Raw genomic sequence first — 17,634 nt, 5'->3', positions numbered from 1 at the left:
GATGCGGCCCTTTCCGATCCGGCATACCGCCCGATCAGCGCTCGGCGCGGCGCGATCCGGTCGACGACGCGCGCACCCGCACCGGTACCGGCTTCATGCGTGCCTTCATCGCGCGCAGCAGATCCCGCGTAGCCGCGGCGGCGGCGGCCGCGCCAAGCAGAACGCCAAGGCCGATCATCAATTGGGTATCCATTGCGACTCCGGGTGTGGGCAGATCCATGTCTCTATGATCCAACAGTATCAAACTGTCTGCCGGCCGATGGTAAAAAAATGTTGCACGAACGACAAATCTCGTCAGATCGGCGTGGAGCGCGCCGTCATGTCGCAGCCCTGAACTGCGCGAGCACGGCTTCGTCGGCTTCGAGCGTCGCCGGCAACTCGTCGCGCAGGAAATCGACCCAGGTGCGGATTTTCGCGTCGAGGTACTGGCGCGACGGATACAGCGCGTAGATGTTCATCACGTGCGACCGGTATTCGGGCAACACGCGCACGATGTTGCCGCTGCGCAGCCCGCCGATCGCCGAATAGAGCGGCAACCCGCCGATCCCCATCCCTTCCCGCACGGCCACCGCGAGCGCCTCCGCGACGTTCACGCGGAACGGCGGCGCCGTGATCGGAATCACCTCGTCGCCGTGCGGCCCCGACAGCGCCCACTCGTCGAAGTGAAAGCCCGGCGCGACCATCCCGAGACAAATGTGCTGCTCGAGATCCGCCGGCGTATGCGGCGCGCCGTGCGCGTCGACATAGCCGGGCGACGCGCACACCACGCTGTAGCTCTCGCCGAGCCGCTGCGACACGAGCCCCGAATCCGGCAGGTCGCGCCCGACGACGATCGCGACGTCGTACCCCTCGTCGAGCAGGTCGGGCATCCGCTGCGCGAGCGTCAGCTCGACGTGCACGTCCGGATAGCGCTGCCGGTAGCGCGCAATGGCCGGCACCAGATAGTGCTGCCCGAGGCTCGTGAAGCAATGGACCTTCAGCTTGCCCGACGGGCGCGCGTGCGCGTCGCCCGCTTCGGCTTCGGCCTGATCGACATACGCGAGGATCTGCTCGCAGCGCTGCAGGTAGCGCTCGCCCGCTTCGGTCAGCGCGATCCGGCGTGTCGTCCGGTTGAGAAGGCGCGTGCGCAAGTGCGCCTCGAGATCCGACACGGCGCGCGACGCATAGGCGGTCGTCGAATTCATCTGCTGAGCGGCGGCGGTAAAGCTTCCCGCATCGACCACGCGGACGAATACCCGCATGTTTTGTAACGTATCCATCCCATTACCCCTTTGAATCCGGGTGGATTGTTGCACAGGGGCCAACAAATATTATCTCAGGATTCGTAAAAATGACTTGCACCGTTGTCCGTTTATTCAGGAATCACTGAAAAATATAATCGCAGCCGACTCATCTATATCCGAAAGGGAGAAAATCGTGCGGTCTCCGGCAACAAAAGGGACGCTGGCACTGGCGGTTCTTGCAGTCTCATTAATAATGACCGGCTGCGCGAGCATGGGCGACAACAAGCCTAAGTCCACCCGCATCGAAGCGAACGCGCTCGACGCCGGCGCGGCCATCCGCGCGGCCGACCGCGACGCGGGCTGGCCCGCGTCCGACTGGTGGCGCGCGTATCGCGATCCGCAGCTCGACGCGTGGATCGCCGCCGCCCAGGCCGGCAACCCGACCCTCGCGGCGGCCGAGGCCCGCGTGCGCGAAGCGCAGGCAATGGCGCGCGTGGCCCGGTCGGCGGAGCTGCCGCAGATCAACGGCAACCTGTCGCTGATGCGCCAGCACTGGCCCGATAACGTCTACTACGGCCCGGGGCCGCTCGCCGACACCGACACGTGGAACAACACCGGCACGCTCGGCCTGTCGTATCACCTCGACCTGTGGGGCAAGGACAAGAACGCGACCGAGCGCGCGCTCGACACCGCGCATGCAACCGCGGCCGACGCACGAGCCGCGAAGCTCGAGCTGGAGGTCAACGTGGTGCGCGCGTATGTCGGCATGTCGATGAACTACGCGCTGCTCGACCTCGCGCACGAGACGTTCGAACGCCAGCGCGCGCTGGCCGATCTCGCGCGCAAGCGTCTGCAGGCCGGGATTGGCACGCAGCTCGAAGTCAGCCAGGCCGAATCGACGCTGCCCGACTACGAGCGCCAGATCGACAGCTACGAAGAAGCCATCCAGCTCGCGCGCCATCAGCTCGCCGCGCTCGCGGGCAAGGGCCCGGGCGCCGGTGACGCGATCAAGCGGCCGAGCCTCACGCTCGACGCGCCGGCCGGCCTGCCGTCCGCGATGCCGGCCGACCTGCTCGGCCGCCGCCCGGATGTCGTCGCGGCCCGCTGGACGGTCGACGCGCAAGCCCGCGGCATCGATGTCGCGAAGGCCGCGTTCTACCCGAACATCGACCTGCTCGCGACGGTCGGCGGCTTCGGCGTGACCGCGCCGTTCACCGACTTCCTGCGCGCGATGAACGGCGGCTGGACGGCCGGCCCCGCGCTGTCGCTGCCGATCTTCGAAGGCGGCCGCCTGCGCGCGCAACTCGGTGCGGCCGATGCCGGCTACGACCAGGCGGTCGAGCGTTACAACCAGACGGTCGTCGGCGCGCTGAAGGACATCGCCGACCAGGTCGTGCGGATCCGCTCGCTCGATACGCAGAAGAAGGACGCCGCGCGCTCGGTGGCCGCCAACGACCGCAGCTACCAGCTGTCGCGCGAAGGCTTCCGCCGCGGGCTGACCGATTACGTGAACGTGCTGATCGCGCAACAGCAGCTGCTGCGCGCGCAGGAGACGGCGGCCCGCATCGACGCGGAACGCCTCGCCGCGCACGCGCAGCTGATGGCCGCGCTCGGCGGCGGCGTCGAAACGGGCGAGGACGGACGGGACGGCCATCCGTCGGGCGACCATCCGTCGCGCGACGAATCCGCCGCGGGTGCCGCCGCGCCGGCGGCCGCATCGGGTACGAAGCCCGTCGCCGCCATGGCCCGGCCCGCGCAGGTCGCGACGGCCGGTGCGAGCGCCACGCCGGCCGCACGGTAACGCGGAGTGACCGTCATGTCAGCCTCCTCCCCCGCTTCCACGCCCGCCGGCGGCCCGCTCGCGGCCTGGTACGCCGCGTTCGGCGACTGGGCCCGCAACGACGGCGCCGCATGGCTCTATCTGTTCAAGGCACTGCTCGCCGCGTTCATCGCGACCGGCGTGTCGATGCGGCTCGACCTGCCGGCGCCGAAGACGGCGATGACCACGGTGTTCATCGTGATGCAGCCGCAAAGCGGCGCCGTGCTCGCGAAGAGCTTCTACCGGGTCGCCGGCACGATCTTCGGGCTGATCGCGACGCTCACGTTCGTCGGGCTGTTCCCGCAGCAGCCGCAGCTGTTCCTGCTGGCGGTCGCGCTGTGGATCGCGCTGTGCACGGCCGGCGCCGCGCGCAACCGCAACTTCCGCAGCTACGGCTTCCTGCTCGCCGGCTATACGACCGCGCTGATCGGCCTGCCCGCGTCGCAGCATCCGGACGGCGCGTTCATGAGCGCCATGACGCGCGTGTCCGAGGTCATCATCGGGATCGTGTCGGCCGGCGTCGTCAGCGCGCTGGTGTTTCCGCAGTACACGGGCGAGCAGATGCGCACGACGGTACGCACGCGCTTCGGCGGCTTCGTCGACTACGTCGCGGCGGCCCTGTCGGGCAAGCTCGACCGTGCGCACATCGAAACGATCCATACGCGCTTCGTCGCCGACGTGGTCGGTTTCGAGGCCGCGCGCAGCATGGCCGTGTTCGAGGACCCGGACACGCGGATGCGCAGCGGCCGCCTCGCGCGACTGAACAGCGAGTTCATGAGCGTGTCGAGCCGCTTCCATGCGCTGCACCAGCTGATGAACCGGCTGCGCGCGGCCGGCGCACAGGCCGCGATCGATGCGATCGAGCCGTACTTCCGCGAGATCGCGCCGCTCCTGACCCGCAACGGCGAACCCGTGCGCACGTCGACCGACGCGGCGCGCGCGGCCGAACAGCTGCTCGCATGGCGCGACGCGCTGCCGCGGCGCATTCGCGCCACGCGCGCGGCGCTCGAAACGCAGCCGGATTTTCCGCTGCTCGACTTCGACACGGCCGCCGAGTTGCTGTACCGCTTCATCACCGACCTGCACGAATACGCGGCGACCTACGCGTCGCTGTCGACCGCGACGCACGAGCGCGAACGCTGGATCGAGCGCTACGAGCCGCGCACCAACGTGACGGCGATGGTGATCGCCGCGATCCGCACAGCGACCGTGATCCTCGTGCTCGGCTGGTTCTGGATCGAGACCGCGTGGCCGAGCGGCGTGACGATGACGCTGACGGCGGCGGCCACCTGCGCGCTCGCGTCGTCGACGCCGCGCCCGACCGCGATGTCCGCACAGATGGGCATCGGGACGGCCCTGGCCGTCTGCACGGGTTTCCTGCTGATGTTCGGCATCTACCCGCACATCGACGGCTTCCCGCTGCTGTGTGTGGCGCTCGCGCCGCTGCTCGCGATCGGCATCTACATGACAATGAAGCCGAAGCTCGCGGGCTACGGGATGGGCTACCTGATCTTCTTCTGCTTCCTCGCCGGCCCCGACAACATCACCCACTACGATCCGACGAGCTTCATGAACGATGCGCTCGCGCTGGTGCTGTCGATGGTGGTGTCGGCGATCGCGTTCGCGGTGCTGTTCCCGCCGACCGCGCCGTGGCTGAAGAAGCGGCTGTTCGCCGACCTGCGCCATCAGGTGGTCGCCGCGTGCCACGCCCGGCTCGCCGGCTTGCGCACGCGCTTCGAGAGCGGCGCGCGCGACCTGATGTATCAGGCGCACACGCTGTCGGCCGACCAGCCCGACGTGCAGCGCGACGCGCTGCGCTGGATGTTCGCGGTGCTGGAAACGGGCAACGCGGTGCTCGACCTGCGCGCCGAGCTGGCGGCGCTGCCGTCCGACCCGCGCCATGCGCCGACGACGCCGTGGCGACGCGCGATCGAGACGATGCGCACCGCGCTGTCCAGGCTGTTCAGCAAGCCGGACGCAGCGCGCTTCGACGCGACGCTCGCGGCGGTCAATGCCGCCATCGACGCAACCCGGCACACGCTCGATGCCGTCACGCCGTCGCGCGACGAGCGCCACCGGCTGCAGCGCATCCTGAGCCATCTGCATTTCGTACGCACGGCGCTGCTCGATCCGGAATCGCCGCTCGAGCCGCTCAACCGCAACCGCCCCGTGCGTCCCCAACAAGGAGCCTCGTCATGATGCCGCGTGAAATCGCCATTCTCGATGCCTACATGCCCACGGTGGTCCTGATGTTCGTCCTGGGTGCGCTGGCAACCTGGGCCGTCGACCGCGTGCTCGCCTATACGGGCCTCTACCGTCACGTCTGGCACCCGTCATTGTTCCGCGCGTGCCTTCTCGTCTGCATTTGCGGCGGACTGAGTCTTGCCGTTTACCGTTGATTCCGAACCATCATGATGCTCAGAAAACTCTTCGGCTTCGTCGCGACCGCCGTCATCCTTCTCGTCGCGATCCTGATCGGGCGCTCGCTGTGGGTGCACTACATGGACGATCCCTGGACCCGCGACGGGCGCGTGCGCGCCGAGATCGTCAACGTCGCGCCGGACGTGTCGGGCGCGATCGTCGAGCTGCCCGTGCATGACAACCAGCTCGTGAAAAAGGGCGACCTGATCATGCAGATCGACCCGTCGCACTACCAGATCGCGGTCGAGCAGGCCCAGGCGGCAGTCGCCGCCCGCCGCGCGGAACTGCAGATGCGCCGCGACGACGCGGCCCGTCGCGCCGACCTCGACGCGCTCGTCGTGTCGAAGGAAAACCGCGAGAACGCGGCGCACAGCGCGTCAAGCGCCGACGCGCAGTACCAGCAGGCGATCGCCGCGCTCGACGCCGCGAAGCTCAATCTCGAACGCACGCGCGTGGTCGCGCCGGTCGACGGCTACGTGACGAACCTGCAGACGTTCAAGGGCAACTACGCGGTAGCCGGCCAGGCGAAGCTCGCGATCGTCGACAGCCACTCGTTCTGGGTCTACGGCTACTTCGAGGAAACCAAGCTGCCGCGCGTGAAGATCGGCGCGCCCGCCGAGATGCGGCTGATGAGCGGCGGCGTGATGAAAGGCCACGTCGAGAGCATCTCGCGCGGCATCTACGATCGCGACAACCCGCAAAGCCGCGACCTCGTCGCGGACGTGAACCCGACCTTCAACTGGGTGCGCCTCGCGCAGCGCGTGCCGGTCCGCATCCGGATCGACGAAGTGCCGGCCGACGTGGTGCTGTCGGCGGGCACGACCTGCACGGTCATCATCGACCCGGACAAGCAGAAGAAGAAGTCCTAAGCGCCGGCGGCGGGGCGCTTACGCCGCGATGCGAAAGCGCCCGACCAGCAACTTGAGCGCCTGCGCCTGCTCGTCGAGCGCATTCGCCGCGGCGGCCGCCTGTTCGACGAGCGCCGCGTTCTGCTGGGTGCCGGAATCCATCTGCATCACCGCTCGGCCGATCTCGTCGATCCCGGCGCTCTGCTCGTCCGACGCCGCGGAGATTTCGCCGATGATGTCGGTCACGCGCTTGACCGCCCGCACCACGTCGTCCATCGTGCGGCCCGCGTCGTGCGCGAGCGCCGCCCCGTTCGCGACGCGCTCGACCGACGCGCCGATCAGCGTACGGATCTCCTTCGCCGCGCTCGCCGCCCGCTGCGCGAGCAGCCGCACTTCGCCCGCGACCACCGAAAAACCACGGCCCTGCTCACCCGCGCGCGCCGCCTCGACCGCCGCGTTCAACGCGAGGATGTTGGTCTGGAACGCGATTCCCTCGATCGTGCCGATGATGTCGCGGATGTTCTTCGCGCTGTCGTCGATCTCGCTCATCGTCGCGACCACGCGCCCGACGACTTCGCCGCCGGCTTCCGCGACGGCCGACGCATTAGCTGCGAGCGCGCTCGCCTGCCGCGCGTTTTCGGCGTTCTGCCGCACGGTCGACGTGAGCTGCTCCATGCTGGCCGCGGTGCGCTCGAGCGCGACGGCCTGCTGCTCGGTACGCCGCGACAGGTCGAGATTGCCGGTCGAGATCTCGCCGGACGCAGCCGCGATCGCCTCGGCGCTCACGGCGATCTCGCCGACGGTCGCCGCGAGCCCGGTCTGCATGTCGGACAGCGCACGCACCATGCTGTCGCGGTCGTGGCGGCCGAGCGGGATCGGCCGCGTGAGGTCGCCGCGCGCGATGTCGGCTGCGATCGCCTTCGCATCGGCGGGCTCGCCGCCGAGCTGCGACGCGAGGCGGCGCACGACCCGTTCGGCGATCACGATCGCCAGCACGAACAGCGCGGCCGTCATCGCCGCGATCATCGCGAACGACGATGAAAAGATCGTTGCGGACGCATCGAGTGTCGCCTTCGACTTCGCGCCGCGCGTCTTCACGAGCATGGCGACCAACTTCTCGAGCTTGGCGGTCTCGACCAGCAGCGACACGTCCTGCGTGCCGACCTGCCAGTTCATCTGCGACAGGTCGAGCGGCTGCGCCTGCACGAGCGCGACGAAATCGCGCAGATGGCCGCTCCACGTGCCGACCGCCATCGAGAACGCGCGCAGGCGCGCGGAATCGTCCGCATCGGCCGGATCCGCGTAATGCTGCAGCGTCGCGAGCGCCTGGCCGATCGACGCGAGCCCCGCGCGAATCTCGGCGCCCAGGTCGTCGCGCTCCTTCGCTGTGGTCGCGGTCAGCAGCATCTTCTGCGCGCGGCTCGCACGCAGCACCTCGGCGCGCACTTCCTCCGCCGCGCGGCTCGCGACGTGCCCCTGCTCGTAGACCGACGCGATCGACGCGTTCAGCCGGCTGATCTGCCACAGCGAAAACACGCCGATCGCGAGCGTGCCGGCCAGCAGGATCGCGAACGCCGCGCGCAACGTCGCCTTGACCGTCCAAGGCCGGCGTTCGCGCCGGGCCGCGCGCGGACGTCGTGCGGCGGCGGGCCTCGCGGCCGCACCGGATGCGCTGGTGGCCGCACCCGGCCGCGGATGCAATGATGCTGCTTTCATCGATATTCCCCGTATTGATCCCACCACCGGACAGGTCGGGCCCGGCGGTCACCGTGATGCCCGCCCGGCTCGTGGCCGGTGCGGTGCGCGGCGCGCCTCTGTTGCCGTTGCGTCGTTCTACGGCCGCCCTCGCCATTCCTTGAGTCCGGACAAACACCGAGCCGAGCCCTGTGTGCCCGCGCTCACGGCAGACGCGCTGCCTGCGTTATACCCGGCCAAAAAAGGGCGGAATGGCCGATCAGCTGGCCCCGCGGCTGGCGGCGATGTCCGAATCGCGATAAAACTTGGCCGGACATTCTCGATACGCCACATTACACTTCTTTGACGCAACAACGATTCGAACGCGCCGATCCCCATCAGAGCGCGTCCCGTCACCTCAACTCGCTCAGCTCACATGGAAACAAGCCTCGATACGGGTGCCGGCAACGCCGCCGCAGCCCAGCCGTCTGCTCCACCCGCCGCGCGCACCGTCTACCCGGTGCTCGGCGCGATCAGCTTCTCGCACATGCTCAACGACATGATCCAGTCGTTGATCCTCGCGATCTATCCGATGCTCAAGAGCCAGTTCGCGCTGTCGTTCGCGCAGATCGGCCTGATCACGCTGACCTACCAGATCACCGCATCGCTGCTGCAGCCGCTCATCGGGCTCTACACGGACAAGCGGCCCAAGCCCTATTCGCTGCCGGTCGGGATGGGCTTCACGCTCGCGGGGCTGCTGCTGATGTCGGCCGCGCAGAACTTCCCGACGCTGCTGGTGGCGGCGGCCCTGGTCGGCTGCGGCTCGTCGGTGTTCCATCCGGAATCGTCGCGGGTCGCGCGGATGGCGTCGGGGGGCCAGCACGGGCTCGCGCAGTCGCTGTTCCAGGTCGGCGGCAACGCCGGCTCGGCGCTCGGGCCGCTGCTCGCCGCGCTGGTGATCATTCCGCACGGTCAGCACAGCATCGCGTGGTTCTCGGCGGCCGCGCTCGTCGCGATGGTCGTGCTCACGCAGATCGGCCACTGGTACAAGAAGCATCCGTCGATGAAGAAGAAGGCCGCCGCGGCCGGCCATCCGACGCTGTCGCCGCGCCGCGTGCTCGCCGCGATCGGCGTGCTGGTGCTGCTGGTGTTCTCGAAGTACTTCTATCTCGCGAGCATCAACAGCTATTTCACGTTCTATCTGATCGACAAGTTCCACCTGTCGGTGCAGGCCGCGCAGATCCACCTGTTCGTGTTCCTCGCGGCCGTGGCGGCCGGCACGCTGATCGGCGGGCCGGTCGGCGACCGGATCGGCCGCAAGTACGTGATCTGGGTGTCGATCCTCGGCGTCGCGCCGTTCACGCTGCTGCTGCCGTACGCGAACCTGTTCTGGACGAGCGTGCTGAGCGTGATCATCGGCATCGTGCTGGCGTCGGCGTTCGCCGCGATCCTCGTCTATGCGACGGAGCTGATGCCGGGCAAGGTCGGGATGGTCGCAGGCCTGTTCTTCGGCTTCGCGTTCGGCCTGGGCGGCGTGGGCGCTGCCGTGCTGGGCCAGCTCGCGGACGCGACGAGCATCACGTTCGTCTACAAGGTGTGCTCGTTCCTGCCGCTGATCGGCGTGCTGACGGTGTTCCTGCCGAACCTCGAAAGCGCGCGCCGCAAGAAGGCGTGACGGGCGGCCGCGGCATGCGTGCCGCGGCTGGTCGACCGGCTTGAAGAGAAAACGACGACGGCGGCTTCAGGCCGCCGTCGTCGCATGCAGCGTCAGGAAACGCTTGAGGATGCCGGTCGAATAGCTGCTCGCGATCGCCGACAGGAAGTGCGAGAACGACTGCGTCGCGTGGTCGTCGGCAGTATCGGAGATCGTGCGCACGAGAGCGAACGGCACATCGTGTTCGGCGCACACCTGCGCGATCGCCGCGCCTTCCATCTCGACCGCGAGCGCGTCGGGCAACGCATCGCGCAGCGCGACGACCTCGCGCTCGCTCGACACGAAGCGGTCGCCGCTGATGATCAGCCCGCCGTGCAGCGACGCGCCGGCCAGCCCGAAACGCTCGGCGAACTGCGCGCCCTCCTCGGCGACGAACAGCGTGCATGCGGCCTTCAGGCGGGCCGTCAGTTCCAGGTCGGTCGCGAACCGCGTGATGCCGAGCAGCGGCACCTCGTAGCGCGGAAACAGCGGCGACGCATCGAGGTCATGCTGCAGCAGCGTATCTGCGACGACAACATCGCCGACGCGCACGGTGCGCGACACGCCGCCGGCGACCCCGGTGAACACGACGCCGGACACGCCGAACACATGGATCAGTGCACTGACCGTCGCGGCGGCCGCGACCTTGCCGACCCGCGCGAGCGTGACGACGCAGGCCGCGCCGTGCACCGTGCCGAGGTGGTAGTCGCGGCGGCCGAGCGTGATCGTCTTCATCACGCCCTCGGCGCGCATCGCGGCGATCAGGTCGCCGAGCTCCTCGGGCAGCGCGGCCAGAATGCCGAGCGGGCGCATCGAAACCGTTCCGACCATGTCGATGCTCATCATTCCACCGCCTGCAGTTTCGCGACTGCCAGCGCGAGCCACTTCTCGCCGTGCCGCTTGAACTTCACCTGCGCCTTCGCGTCGGCTCCGTTGCCTTCGAGCGCGGTGACCGTGCCTTCGCCGAACTTGGTATGAAACACCTGCTGGCCGACGCGAAAGCCGGTGTCGGCCGCGCGCTGCTTGTTCGCGAACGCCGGCAGCGGCGCGGAAACCGCCGCGTCGACGACCTGCTCGCGACTGCCGCCACCCGGCCGCGAGAACCAATCGCGCCCCCAGCCGGCGTTGTCCGAGCGGCCGCCCCAGCGTGCGCCCGCCTCGACCTTCGGCGTGAGCCACTTCAGCACGTGCTCCGGCAATTCGTCGAAGAAGCGCGAGCGCACGTTGTAGCGCGTCTGGCCGTGCAGCATCCGGCTCTGCGCGAACGACAGGTAGAGCCGCTCCTTCGCGCGCGTGATCGCGACGTACATCAGCCGGCGCTCTTCCTCGAGGCCGTCCGATTCGAGCACGCTGTTCTCGTGCGGGAACAGCCCTTCCTCGAGGCCGGTGATGAACACGGCCGAGAATTCGAGGCCCTTCGCCGCGTGCACCGTCATCAGCTGCACGGCGTCCTGGCCGGCCTGCGCCTGGTTATCGCCGGCTTCGAGCGAGGCGTGCGACAGGAAGCCCGCGAGCGGCGTCATCGTGTCGGGGTTCTGCGCGGGGTCGTCGAGCGGCGCCGGATCCAGCACGTCGACCGACGGATCGTTCGCGTCCACGCCGAGCTCCGGCGCCGCGATCGCCCCCGCGCGCAGCGGGATCGAGCGGGCCGGCGCGTCGAGCCCGTAGCCTTCCTCGCTGACGAACGCGGTGGCCGCGTTCACGAGTTCCTGCAAGTTCTCGAGGCGGTCCTGGCCTTCGCGCTCGCCCTGGTAGAAATCGGCGAGGCCGCTCGCGCGCACGACGTACTCGACCGTCTCGGGCAGGCTCATCTGCTGCGTCTCGGCGCGCATCTTCGCGATCAGCGTCGCGAACCCGCCGAGGCTCGTGCCGGCCTTGCCGGTCACGTACGGAATCGCGGCGGCCATCGAGCAGTCGTACAGGCGCGCGGCATCCGCGAGCTGCTCGATGGAGCGCGCGCCGATCCCGCGCGTCGGGAAGTTCACGACGCGGGCGAACGCGGTGTCGTCGTTCGGGTTGTCGATCAGGCGCAGGTACGCGAGCGCATGCTTCACTTCCTGGCGCTCGAAGAAGCGCAGGCCGCCGTACACGCGATACGGAATGCCCGAAGTCATCAGCGTGTGCTCGATCGCGCGCGATTGAGCGTTGCTGCGATACAGGACCGCGACTTCGCTGCGCGACATCCCGGTGTTGATCAGCGAGCGGATCTCCTCGACGATCCAGCCGGCTTCCTGCGCATCGGTGCTCGCCTCGTACACGCGCACGGGCTCGCCGTGGCCGGCGTCGGTGCGCAGGTTCTTGCCGAGGCGGTGCGCGTTGTTCGAGATCAGCTGGTTCGCCGCGTCGAGGATGTTGCCGTGCGACCGGTAGTTCTGCTCGAGCTTGATCAGGTTGCGCACGCGGAATTCGTCTTCGAAGTCGCGCATGTTGCCGACGTTCGCGCCGCGGAACGCGTAGATCGACTGGTCGTCGTCGCCGACCGCGAAGATCGCGTTCTCGCCGCCCGCGAGCATCTTCAGCCACGCGTACTGCAGCTTGTTGGTGTCCTGGAACTCGTCGACGAGGATGTGCCTGAAGCGTGCCTGGTAGTGCGCGCGCAGCGGTGCGTTGTACGCGAGCAGCTCGTAGCAGCGCAGCAGCAGCTCGGGGAAGTCGACCACGCCCTCGCGCTGGCACTGCTGGTCGTACGCCTGGTACAGCTCGACGAACTTGCGGTTGAAGTTGTCGGTCGCGTCGACCTTGTCGGGACGCAGCCCCTGCTCCTTCGCGTTGTTGATGAAGTACTGGACATTCTTCGGCGGGTACTTCTCGTCGTCGACGTTCGCCGCCTTCATCAGCCGCTTGATCGCGGACAACTGATCGGCCGTGTCGAGGATCTGGAAGGTCTGCGGCAGGCCGGCGTCGCGCCAGTGGGTGCGCAGCATCCGGTTGCACAGCCCGTGGAACGTGCCGATCCACATCCCGCGCGTGTCGATCGGCATCATCGCTGACAAGCGCGCCATCATCTCGCGCGCGGCCTTGTTCGTGAAGGTGACGGCCAGCACGGTGGGCGGCGACGCGTAGCCCTGCTGGATCAGCCACGCGATGCGGGTGATCAGCACGCGGGTCTTGCCGCTGCCCGCCCCCGCGAGGATCAGCGCCGGTTCGTTCGGCAACGTGACGGCGGCGTATTGTTCAGGGTTCAGATTGGCGAGCAGATCGGGCATGGAGCGGCAGCGGGCGTGCGAGAAAAATGCGGACCCGACATTATAAGTCGGCGGCGCGATGCCGTTTCCGATCCGTTCGGCCTCGCGCCGCCGCGGCGCAGTGAGGGCCACCCGACGGGCCGGCGCGGACCCTGCAATGGCTGGCCGATGTGCATCCATTTATAATTGCCGGATTCGGCATCCAATTCACGCATTTTTCGGCAGATTTCCAACCATGAGCGACAGCACGCTTGCGAAGAGTTTCGAACCCCACACCATCGAGTCCCAATGGGGGCCGGAGTGGGAAAAACGCGGCTATGCCGCCCCGGCCTTCGACCCGGCGCGCCCCGATTTCGCGATCCAGCTGCCGCCGCCGAACGTCACCGGCACGCTGCACATGGGCCACGCGTTCAACCAGACGATCATGGACGGCCTCGCGCGCTATCACCGGATGCTCGGCGAGAACACGCTGTGGGTGCCCGGCACCGACCACGCTGGGATCGCGACCCAGATCGTCGTCGAGCGCCAGCTCGATGCGCAGGGCGTGTCGCGCCATGACCTCGGCCGCGAGAAGTTCGTCGAGCGCGTGTGGGAGTGGAAGCAGCAGTCCGGCTCGACGATCACCGGCCAGGTGCGCCGCCTCGGCGCGTCGACCGACTGGTCACGCGAATATTTCACGATGGACGACAAGATGTCGGCCGCCGTGCGCGACGTGTTCGTCACGCTCTACGAACAGGGCCTGATCTACCGCGGCAAACGCCTCGTCAACTGGGATCCGGTGCTGCTCACCGCGGTGTCCGATCTCGAGGTCGCGAGCGAAGAGGAAAACGGCCACCTGTGGCACATCCGCTACCCGCTCGTCGACGGTTCGGGGTCGCTGACCGTCGCGACGACGCGTCCCGAGACGATGCTCGGCGACGTCGCGCTGATGGTCCACCCGGAAGACGAGCGCTACGCGCACCTGATCGGCAAGCTCGTCACGCTGCCGCTGACGGGCCGCGAGATCCCGGTGATCGCCGACGACTACGTCGATCGCGAGTTCGGCACGGGCGTCGTGAAGGTCACGCCCGCGCACGACTTCAACGACTACCAGGTCGGCCTGCGCCACAACCTCGCGCCGATCGAGATCCTGACGCTCGACGCGAAGATCAACGACAACGGCCCCGAGCAGTATCGCGGCCTCGACCGCTTCGACGCACGCAAGGCGATCGTCGCCGACCTCGACGCGCAGGGCTTCCTCGACTCCGTGAAGCCGCACAAGCTGATGGTGCCGCGCGGCGACCGCACGGGCGTCGTGATCGAGCCGATGCTGACCGACCAGTGGTTCGTCGCGATGACGAAGGCGGCGCCGGAAGGCACGTTCAACCCGGGCAAGTCGATCACCGAAACGTCGCTCGACGTCGTGCGCAGCGGCCAGATCAAGTTCGTGCCGGAAAACTGGACGACCACCTACTACCAGTGGCTCGAGAACATCCAGGACTGGTGCATCTCGCGCCAGCTGTGGTGGGGTCACCAGATTCCGGCGTGGTACGGCGAGAACGGCGAGGTGTTCGTCGCGCGCAACGAGGAAGAAGCGCGCGCGCAGGCCGCCGCGAAGGGCTATGCCGGCGCGCTCAAGCGCGACGAGGACGTGCTCGACACGTGGTTCTCGTCGGCTCTCGTGCCGTTCTCGTCGCTCGGCTGGCCGAACGAAACGCCTGAACTGCAGCACTTCCTGCCGTCGTCGGTGCTCGTCACGGGCTTCGACATCATCTTCTTCTGGGTCGCCCGGATGGTGATGATGACCACGCACTTCACCGGCAAGGTGCCGTTCCATACCGTCTACGTGCACGGCCTCGTGCGCGACGCGGAAGGCCAGAAGATGTCGAAGAGCAAGGGCAACACGCTCGACCCGATCGACATCGTCGACGGCATCGACCTCGAAACGCTGGTCGCGAAGCGCACGACGGGCCTGATGAACCCGAAGCAGGCCGCCACCATCGAGAAGAAGACGCGCAAGGAATTCCCGGACGGCATCGCCGCGTTCGGCACCGACGCGCTGCGCTTCACGATGGCGTCGATGGCGACGCTCGGCCGCAACGTGAACTTCGACCTCGCGCGCTGCGAAGGCTATCGCAACTTCTGCAACAAGCTGTGGAACGCGACGCGCTTCGTGCTGATGAACTGCGAAGGCCACGACTGCGGCAACGACAAGCCGGAAGTGTGCGCCGCGGGCGACTGCGGCCCCGGCGGCTACCTCGACTTCTCGGCGGCCGACCGCTGGATCGTGTCGCTGCTGCAGCGCACCGAGGCCGACATCGCGAAGGGATTCGCCGATTACCGCTTCGACAACATCGCGACCAGCATCTACAAGTTCGTGTGGGACGAGTACTGCGACTGGTACCTCGAACTCGCGAAGGTGCAGATCCAGAACGGCACGCCGGAACAGCAGCGCGCGACGCGCCGCACGCTGCTGCGCGTGCTCGAGACGGTGCTGCGCCTCGCGCACCCGATCATCCCGTTCATCACCGAGGCGCTCTGGCAGAAGGTCGCGCCGCTCGCCGGCCGTTATCCGCAAGGCAAGGCCGAGGGCGAGGCATCGCTGATGACGCAGGCGTATCCGGTCGCGAACCTGCAGAAGATCGACGAGACGTCCGAGCAATGGGCGGCCGACCTGAAGGCGATCGTCGATGCGTGCCGCAACCTGCGCGGCGAGATGAACCTGTCGCCGGCGACCAAGGTGCCGCTGCTCGCGGCCGGCGACGCCGAGCGCCTGCGCTCGTTCGCGCCGTACGTCCAGGCCCTCGCCCGCCTGTCGGAAGTTCAGATCCTCGCGGACGAAGCGACGCTCGACAAGGAAGCGCACGGCGCGCCGATCGCGATCGTGGGCCCGAACAAGCTGGTACTGAAGGTGGAGATCGACGTCGCGGCCGAACGCGAGCGCCTGTCGAAGGAAATCGCGCGCCTGACGGGCGAGATCGCGAAGTGCAACGCGAAGCTCGGCAACGAGGCATTCGTCGCGAAAGCCCCGCCGGCCGTGGTCGAACAGGAGCAGAAGCGCGTCGCCGAGTTCGGTAGTACGCTGGAAAAACTGCGTGCCCAGCTCGATCGGTTGCCTGCGTAACAAACGGTAAGGTCGTTTGCGTTCACTATAATCGGAACGTGAACATAGACCGTCTGACAAGACGATTACAGGAATAAAGGTTCGATCATGTTGAAAGTCAACAAGGCGGTATTCCCCGTTGCCGGTCTCGGCACGCGGTTCCTCCCTGCAACGAAGGCGAGCCCGAAGGAAATGCTGCCGGTCGTCGACAAGCCGCTGATCCAGTACGCGGTCGAGGAAGCGATCGCCGCGGGCATCACCGAGATGATCTTCGTGACCGGGCGCAGCAAGCGTGCGATCGAGGATCACTTCGACAAGTCGTACGAGGTCGAGGCCGAACTCGAGGCGCGCGGCAAGGCAAAGCTGCTCGAGCTCGTGCGCAGCATCAAGCCGAGCCACGTCGACTGCTTCTACGTGCGCCAGCCGGAAGCGCTCGGCCTCGGCCATGCGGTGCTGTGCGCGGAAAAGCTCGTGGCGGACAACCCGTTCGCGGTGATCCTCGCCGACGACCTGCTCGACGGCAACCCGCCGGTGATGAAGCAGATGGTCGACGTGTTCGACCACTATCACAGCTCGGTGATCGGCGTGGAAGAGATTCCGCCGTCGGAGACGAAGTCGTACGGGATCGTCGACGGCAAGGAGTGGGAAGAGTCGATCGTCAAGATGTCGGCGATCGTCGAGAAGCCGGCGCCGGAAGTCGCGCCGTCGAATCTCGGCGTGGTCGGCCGCTACATCCTGAAGCCGCGCATCTTCGAACACCTGCGTGCGCTGAAGCCGGGCGCGGGCGGCGAGCTGCAGCTCACCGACGCGATCCAGGCGCTGCTCGCCGACGAACAGGTGCTGGCCTACAAGTACCAGGGCACGCGCTACGACTGCGGCAGCAAGCTCGGCTACCTGAAGGCGACGGTCGAATTCGCGCTGCGCCACCCGGAAGTCGGCACCGAGTTCGACGCGTACCTGCGCACGCGCGGCAACGCGCATCCGGCCGCCTGAACGCGGCCCGGGCCGGCCTCGCCTTTCCGGCGGGCCCGCCCTCACCTCACGGCCGGCGCGTCAGCGCGCGGCGGCCTGCTTCACCGAGACGACGCCCGGCATTGCGCCCGCGTCGTCTTTTTTCGTCTTCACGAGCCAGCCGTCACCCTGCTCGAACGGCAGCTTCGCGAGCGCGCTCCGCACGAGCGTCGGCGCGGCCTGCTGCGTGCCCGGATCGCGATCGCGCAGCGACGCCGACACGCGATAGACATCCGCGCCGGAGCTCGCGTCGACGAAACGCAGCGTCAGCACGTGGCGGTACACCTGGCCCGCGAACGGCAGCGCGAACGGCGCCGGCCCGTCGACGGTCACGCACGCGCTGCTCGCGGCGCCGCACTGGTCGGCCGTCGCCGCGACCGACGCCGGCTGCGTCGCATACGCGATCGATAGCCGGTAGCGCGCGTCCTTGCCGGCTTGCGCGTCGAAGCCGCGATGCGCGAGTTCGTCGCGCACGAGCGTCTCGATCCGCCGGTATTCGGCATCGTCGGCCTGAGCGGCCGTGCGGACGAAATCGTAGCCGTGCGCACCGGACGCGAACGCATTCGGCTGCCCGAGCGCGCTCACGCCGGTCGTGACGCCGGCGCAACCCGTCAACAGCGACGCCGCCAATGCGGTCGCTGCCCATTCCTTTCTCATGACTTCCCCCAAATGCCTGCC

Annotated in this window: 13 protein-coding genes; 7 read left to right on the top strand and 6 right to left on the bottom strand. The window is 67.9% G+C overall.

Features of this window, described 5'->3' with window-relative positions:
- Positions 1 to 34: 34 nt before the first annotated feature.
- Positions 35 to 193 (bottom strand): hypothetical protein, encoded by a 159-nt coding sequence (locus FFI87_RS34435; protein ID WP_012363708.1) that lies wholly within the window; start codon positions 191 to 193, stop codon positions 35 to 37.
- 124 nt (positions 194 to 317) lie between these two features.
- The gene (locus FFI87_RS07275; RefSeq protein WP_011656649.1) at positions 318 to 1,259 is read right to left on the bottom strand and encodes a LysR family transcriptional regulator; all 942 of its coding nucleotides are present in this window, start codon (positions 1,257 to 1,259) and stop codon (positions 318 to 320) included.
- 157 nt (positions 1,260 to 1,416) lie between these two features.
- Here FFI87_RS07275 and FFI87_RS07265 point away from each other — a divergent pair, with 157 nt between their 5' ends.
- Genes FFI87_RS07265 through FFI87_RS07250 form a run of 4 tightly spaced genes read left to right on the top strand, consistent with a single transcriptional unit; the run spans position 1,417 to position 6,332 of the window.
- Complete coding sequence (locus tag FFI87_RS07265) at positions 1,417 to 3,024, top strand: efflux transporter outer membrane subunit (protein ID WP_138847839.1); 1,608 nt, start codon at positions 1,417 to 1,419, stop codon at positions 3,022 to 3,024.
- Between the two features lie 15 nt (positions 3,025 to 3,039).
- Positions 3,040 to 5,241, top strand: a complete 2,202-nt coding sequence (locus tag FFI87_RS07260) for an FUSC family protein (protein WP_138847840.1) — start codon at positions 3,040 to 3,042, stop codon at positions 5,239 to 5,241.
- Positions 5,238 to 5,441 (top strand): DUF1656 domain-containing protein, encoded by a 204-nt coding sequence (locus FFI87_RS07255; protein ID WP_006755504.1) that lies wholly within the window; start codon positions 5,238 to 5,240, stop codon positions 5,439 to 5,441. The genes FFI87_RS07260 and FFI87_RS07255 overlap by 4 nt, the downstream gene beginning before the upstream one ends.
- A gap of 12 nt (positions 5,442 to 5,453) precedes the next feature.
- A complete protein-coding gene (locus tag FFI87_RS07250) occupies positions 5,454 to 6,332 on the top strand; it encodes an HlyD family secretion protein (protein WP_138847841.1) in 879 nt (292 codons plus the stop codon).
- Positions 6,333 to 6,350: 18 nt separating this feature from the next.
- Here the strand turns inward: FFI87_RS07250 and FFI87_RS07245 are convergent, their stop codons facing one another.
- Positions 6,351 to 8,027, bottom strand: coding sequence for a methyl-accepting chemotaxis protein (locus FFI87_RS07245; RefSeq protein ID WP_138847842.1), 1,677 nt, complete (start codon positions 8,025 to 8,027; stop codon positions 6,351 to 6,353).
- 394 nt (positions 8,028 to 8,421) lie between these two features.
- Here FFI87_RS07245 and FFI87_RS07240 point away from each other — a divergent pair, with 394 nt between their 5' ends.
- Complete coding sequence (locus FFI87_RS07240; RefSeq protein ID WP_006754226.1) at positions 8,422 to 9,660, top strand: MFS transporter; 1,239 nt, start codon at positions 8,422 to 8,424, stop codon at positions 9,658 to 9,660.
- A 66-nt stretch (positions 9,661 to 9,726) separates the two neighbouring features.
- Here the strand turns inward: FFI87_RS07240 and FFI87_RS07235 are convergent, their stop codons facing one another.
- Positions 9,727 to 10,524, bottom strand: coding sequence for a 5'-methylthioadenosine/adenosylhomocysteine nucleosidase (locus FFI87_RS07235; protein ID WP_138847843.1), 798 nt, complete (start codon positions 10,522 to 10,524; stop codon positions 9,727 to 9,729).
- The gene (locus FFI87_RS07230; protein WP_012363702.1) at positions 10,521 to 12,884 is read right to left on the bottom strand and encodes a UvrD-helicase domain-containing protein; all 2,364 of its coding nucleotides are present in this window, start codon (positions 12,882 to 12,884) and stop codon (positions 10,521 to 10,523) included. Before FFI87_RS07230 ends, FFI87_RS07235 begins: the two co-directional genes overlap by 4 nt.
- A 214-nt stretch (positions 12,885 to 13,098) precedes the next feature.
- Here FFI87_RS07230 and FFI87_RS07225 point away from each other — a divergent pair, with 214 nt between their 5' ends.
- Together FFI87_RS07225 and galU are read left to right on the top strand one after the other, a co-directional pair.
- Positions 13,099 to 15,966: a valine--tRNA ligase gene (locus FFI87_RS07225; RefSeq protein ID WP_138847844.1), complete on the top strand. Its 2,868-nt coding sequence runs from the start codon at positions 13,099 to 13,101 to the stop codon at positions 15,964 to 15,966.
- 87 nt (positions 15,967 to 16,053) lie between these two features.
- Entirely contained in the window at positions 16,054 to 16,938 is an 885-nt protein-coding gene (gene galU, locus FFI87_RS07220) for a UTP--glucose-1-phosphate uridylyltransferase GalU (RefSeq protein WP_011656638.1), read from the top strand.
- A 60-nt stretch (positions 16,939 to 16,998) separates the two neighbouring features.
- Here galU and FFI87_RS07215 read toward each other — a convergent pair whose 3' ends face one another.
- Complete coding sequence (locus tag FFI87_RS07215) at positions 16,999 to 17,613, bottom strand: DUF4136 domain-containing protein (protein WP_138847845.1); 615 nt, start codon at positions 17,611 to 17,613, stop codon at positions 16,999 to 17,001.
- Between the last annotated feature and the right edge of the window lie 21 nt (positions 17,614 to 17,634).

Source organism: Burkholderia sp. KBS0801 (assembly GCF_005937855.2).
Lineage (GTDB): Bacteria > Pseudomonadota > Gammaproteobacteria > Burkholderiales > Burkholderiaceae > Burkholderia > Burkholderia ambifaria.
Note: the sequence above shows the minus strand (reverse complement) of the source record. Positions and strands in the feature narration are given on the sequence as shown.

Excerpts from the sequence above, each read along its gene's own strand:
- FFI87_RS07235 (WP_138847843.1), bottom strand. The coding sequence starts at position 10,524 with ATGATGAGCATCGACATGGTCGGAACGGTTTCGATGCGCCCGCTCGGC.
- FFI87_RS07240 (WP_006754226.1), top strand. The coding sequence starts at position 8,422 with ATGGAAACAAGCCTCGATACGGGTGCCGGCAACGCCGCCGCAGCCCAG.
- FFI87_RS07230 (WP_012363702.1), bottom strand. The coding sequence starts at position 12,884 with ATGCCCGATCTGCTCGCCAATCTGAACCCTGAACAATACGCCGCCGTC.
- FFI87_RS07250 (WP_138847841.1), top strand. The coding sequence starts at position 5,454 with ATGATGCTCAGAAAACTCTTCGGCTTCGTCGCGACCGCCGTCATCCTT.
- FFI87_RS07215 (WP_138847845.1), bottom strand. The coding sequence starts at position 17,613 with ATGAGAAAGGAATGGGCAGCGACCGCATTGGCGGCGTCGCTGTTGACG.
- FFI87_RS07245 (WP_138847842.1), bottom strand. The coding sequence starts at position 8,027 with ATGAAAGCAGCATCATTGCATCCGCGGCCGGGTGCGGCCACCAGCGCA.
- FFI87_RS07255 (WP_006755504.1), top strand. The coding sequence starts at position 5,238 with ATGATGCCGCGTGAAATCGCCATTCTCGATGCCTACATGCCCACGGTG.
- FFI87_RS34435 (WP_012363708.1), bottom strand. The coding sequence starts at position 193 with ATGGATACCCAATTGATGATCGGCCTTGGCGTTCTGCTTGGCGCGGCC.
- FFI87_RS07225 (WP_138847844.1), top strand. The coding sequence starts at position 13,099 with ATGAGCGACAGCACGCTTGCGAAGAGTTTCGAACCCCACACCATCGAG.
- FFI87_RS07260 (WP_138847840.1), top strand. The coding sequence starts at position 3,040 with ATGTCAGCCTCCTCCCCCGCTTCCACGCCCGCCGGCGGCCCGCTCGCG.
- galU (WP_011656638.1), top strand. The coding sequence starts at position 16,054 with ATGTTGAAAGTCAACAAGGCGGTATTCCCCGTTGCCGGTCTCGGCACG.
- FFI87_RS07275 (WP_011656649.1), bottom strand. The coding sequence starts at position 1,259 with ATGGATACGTTACAAAACATGCGGGTATTCGTCCGCGTGGTCGATGCG.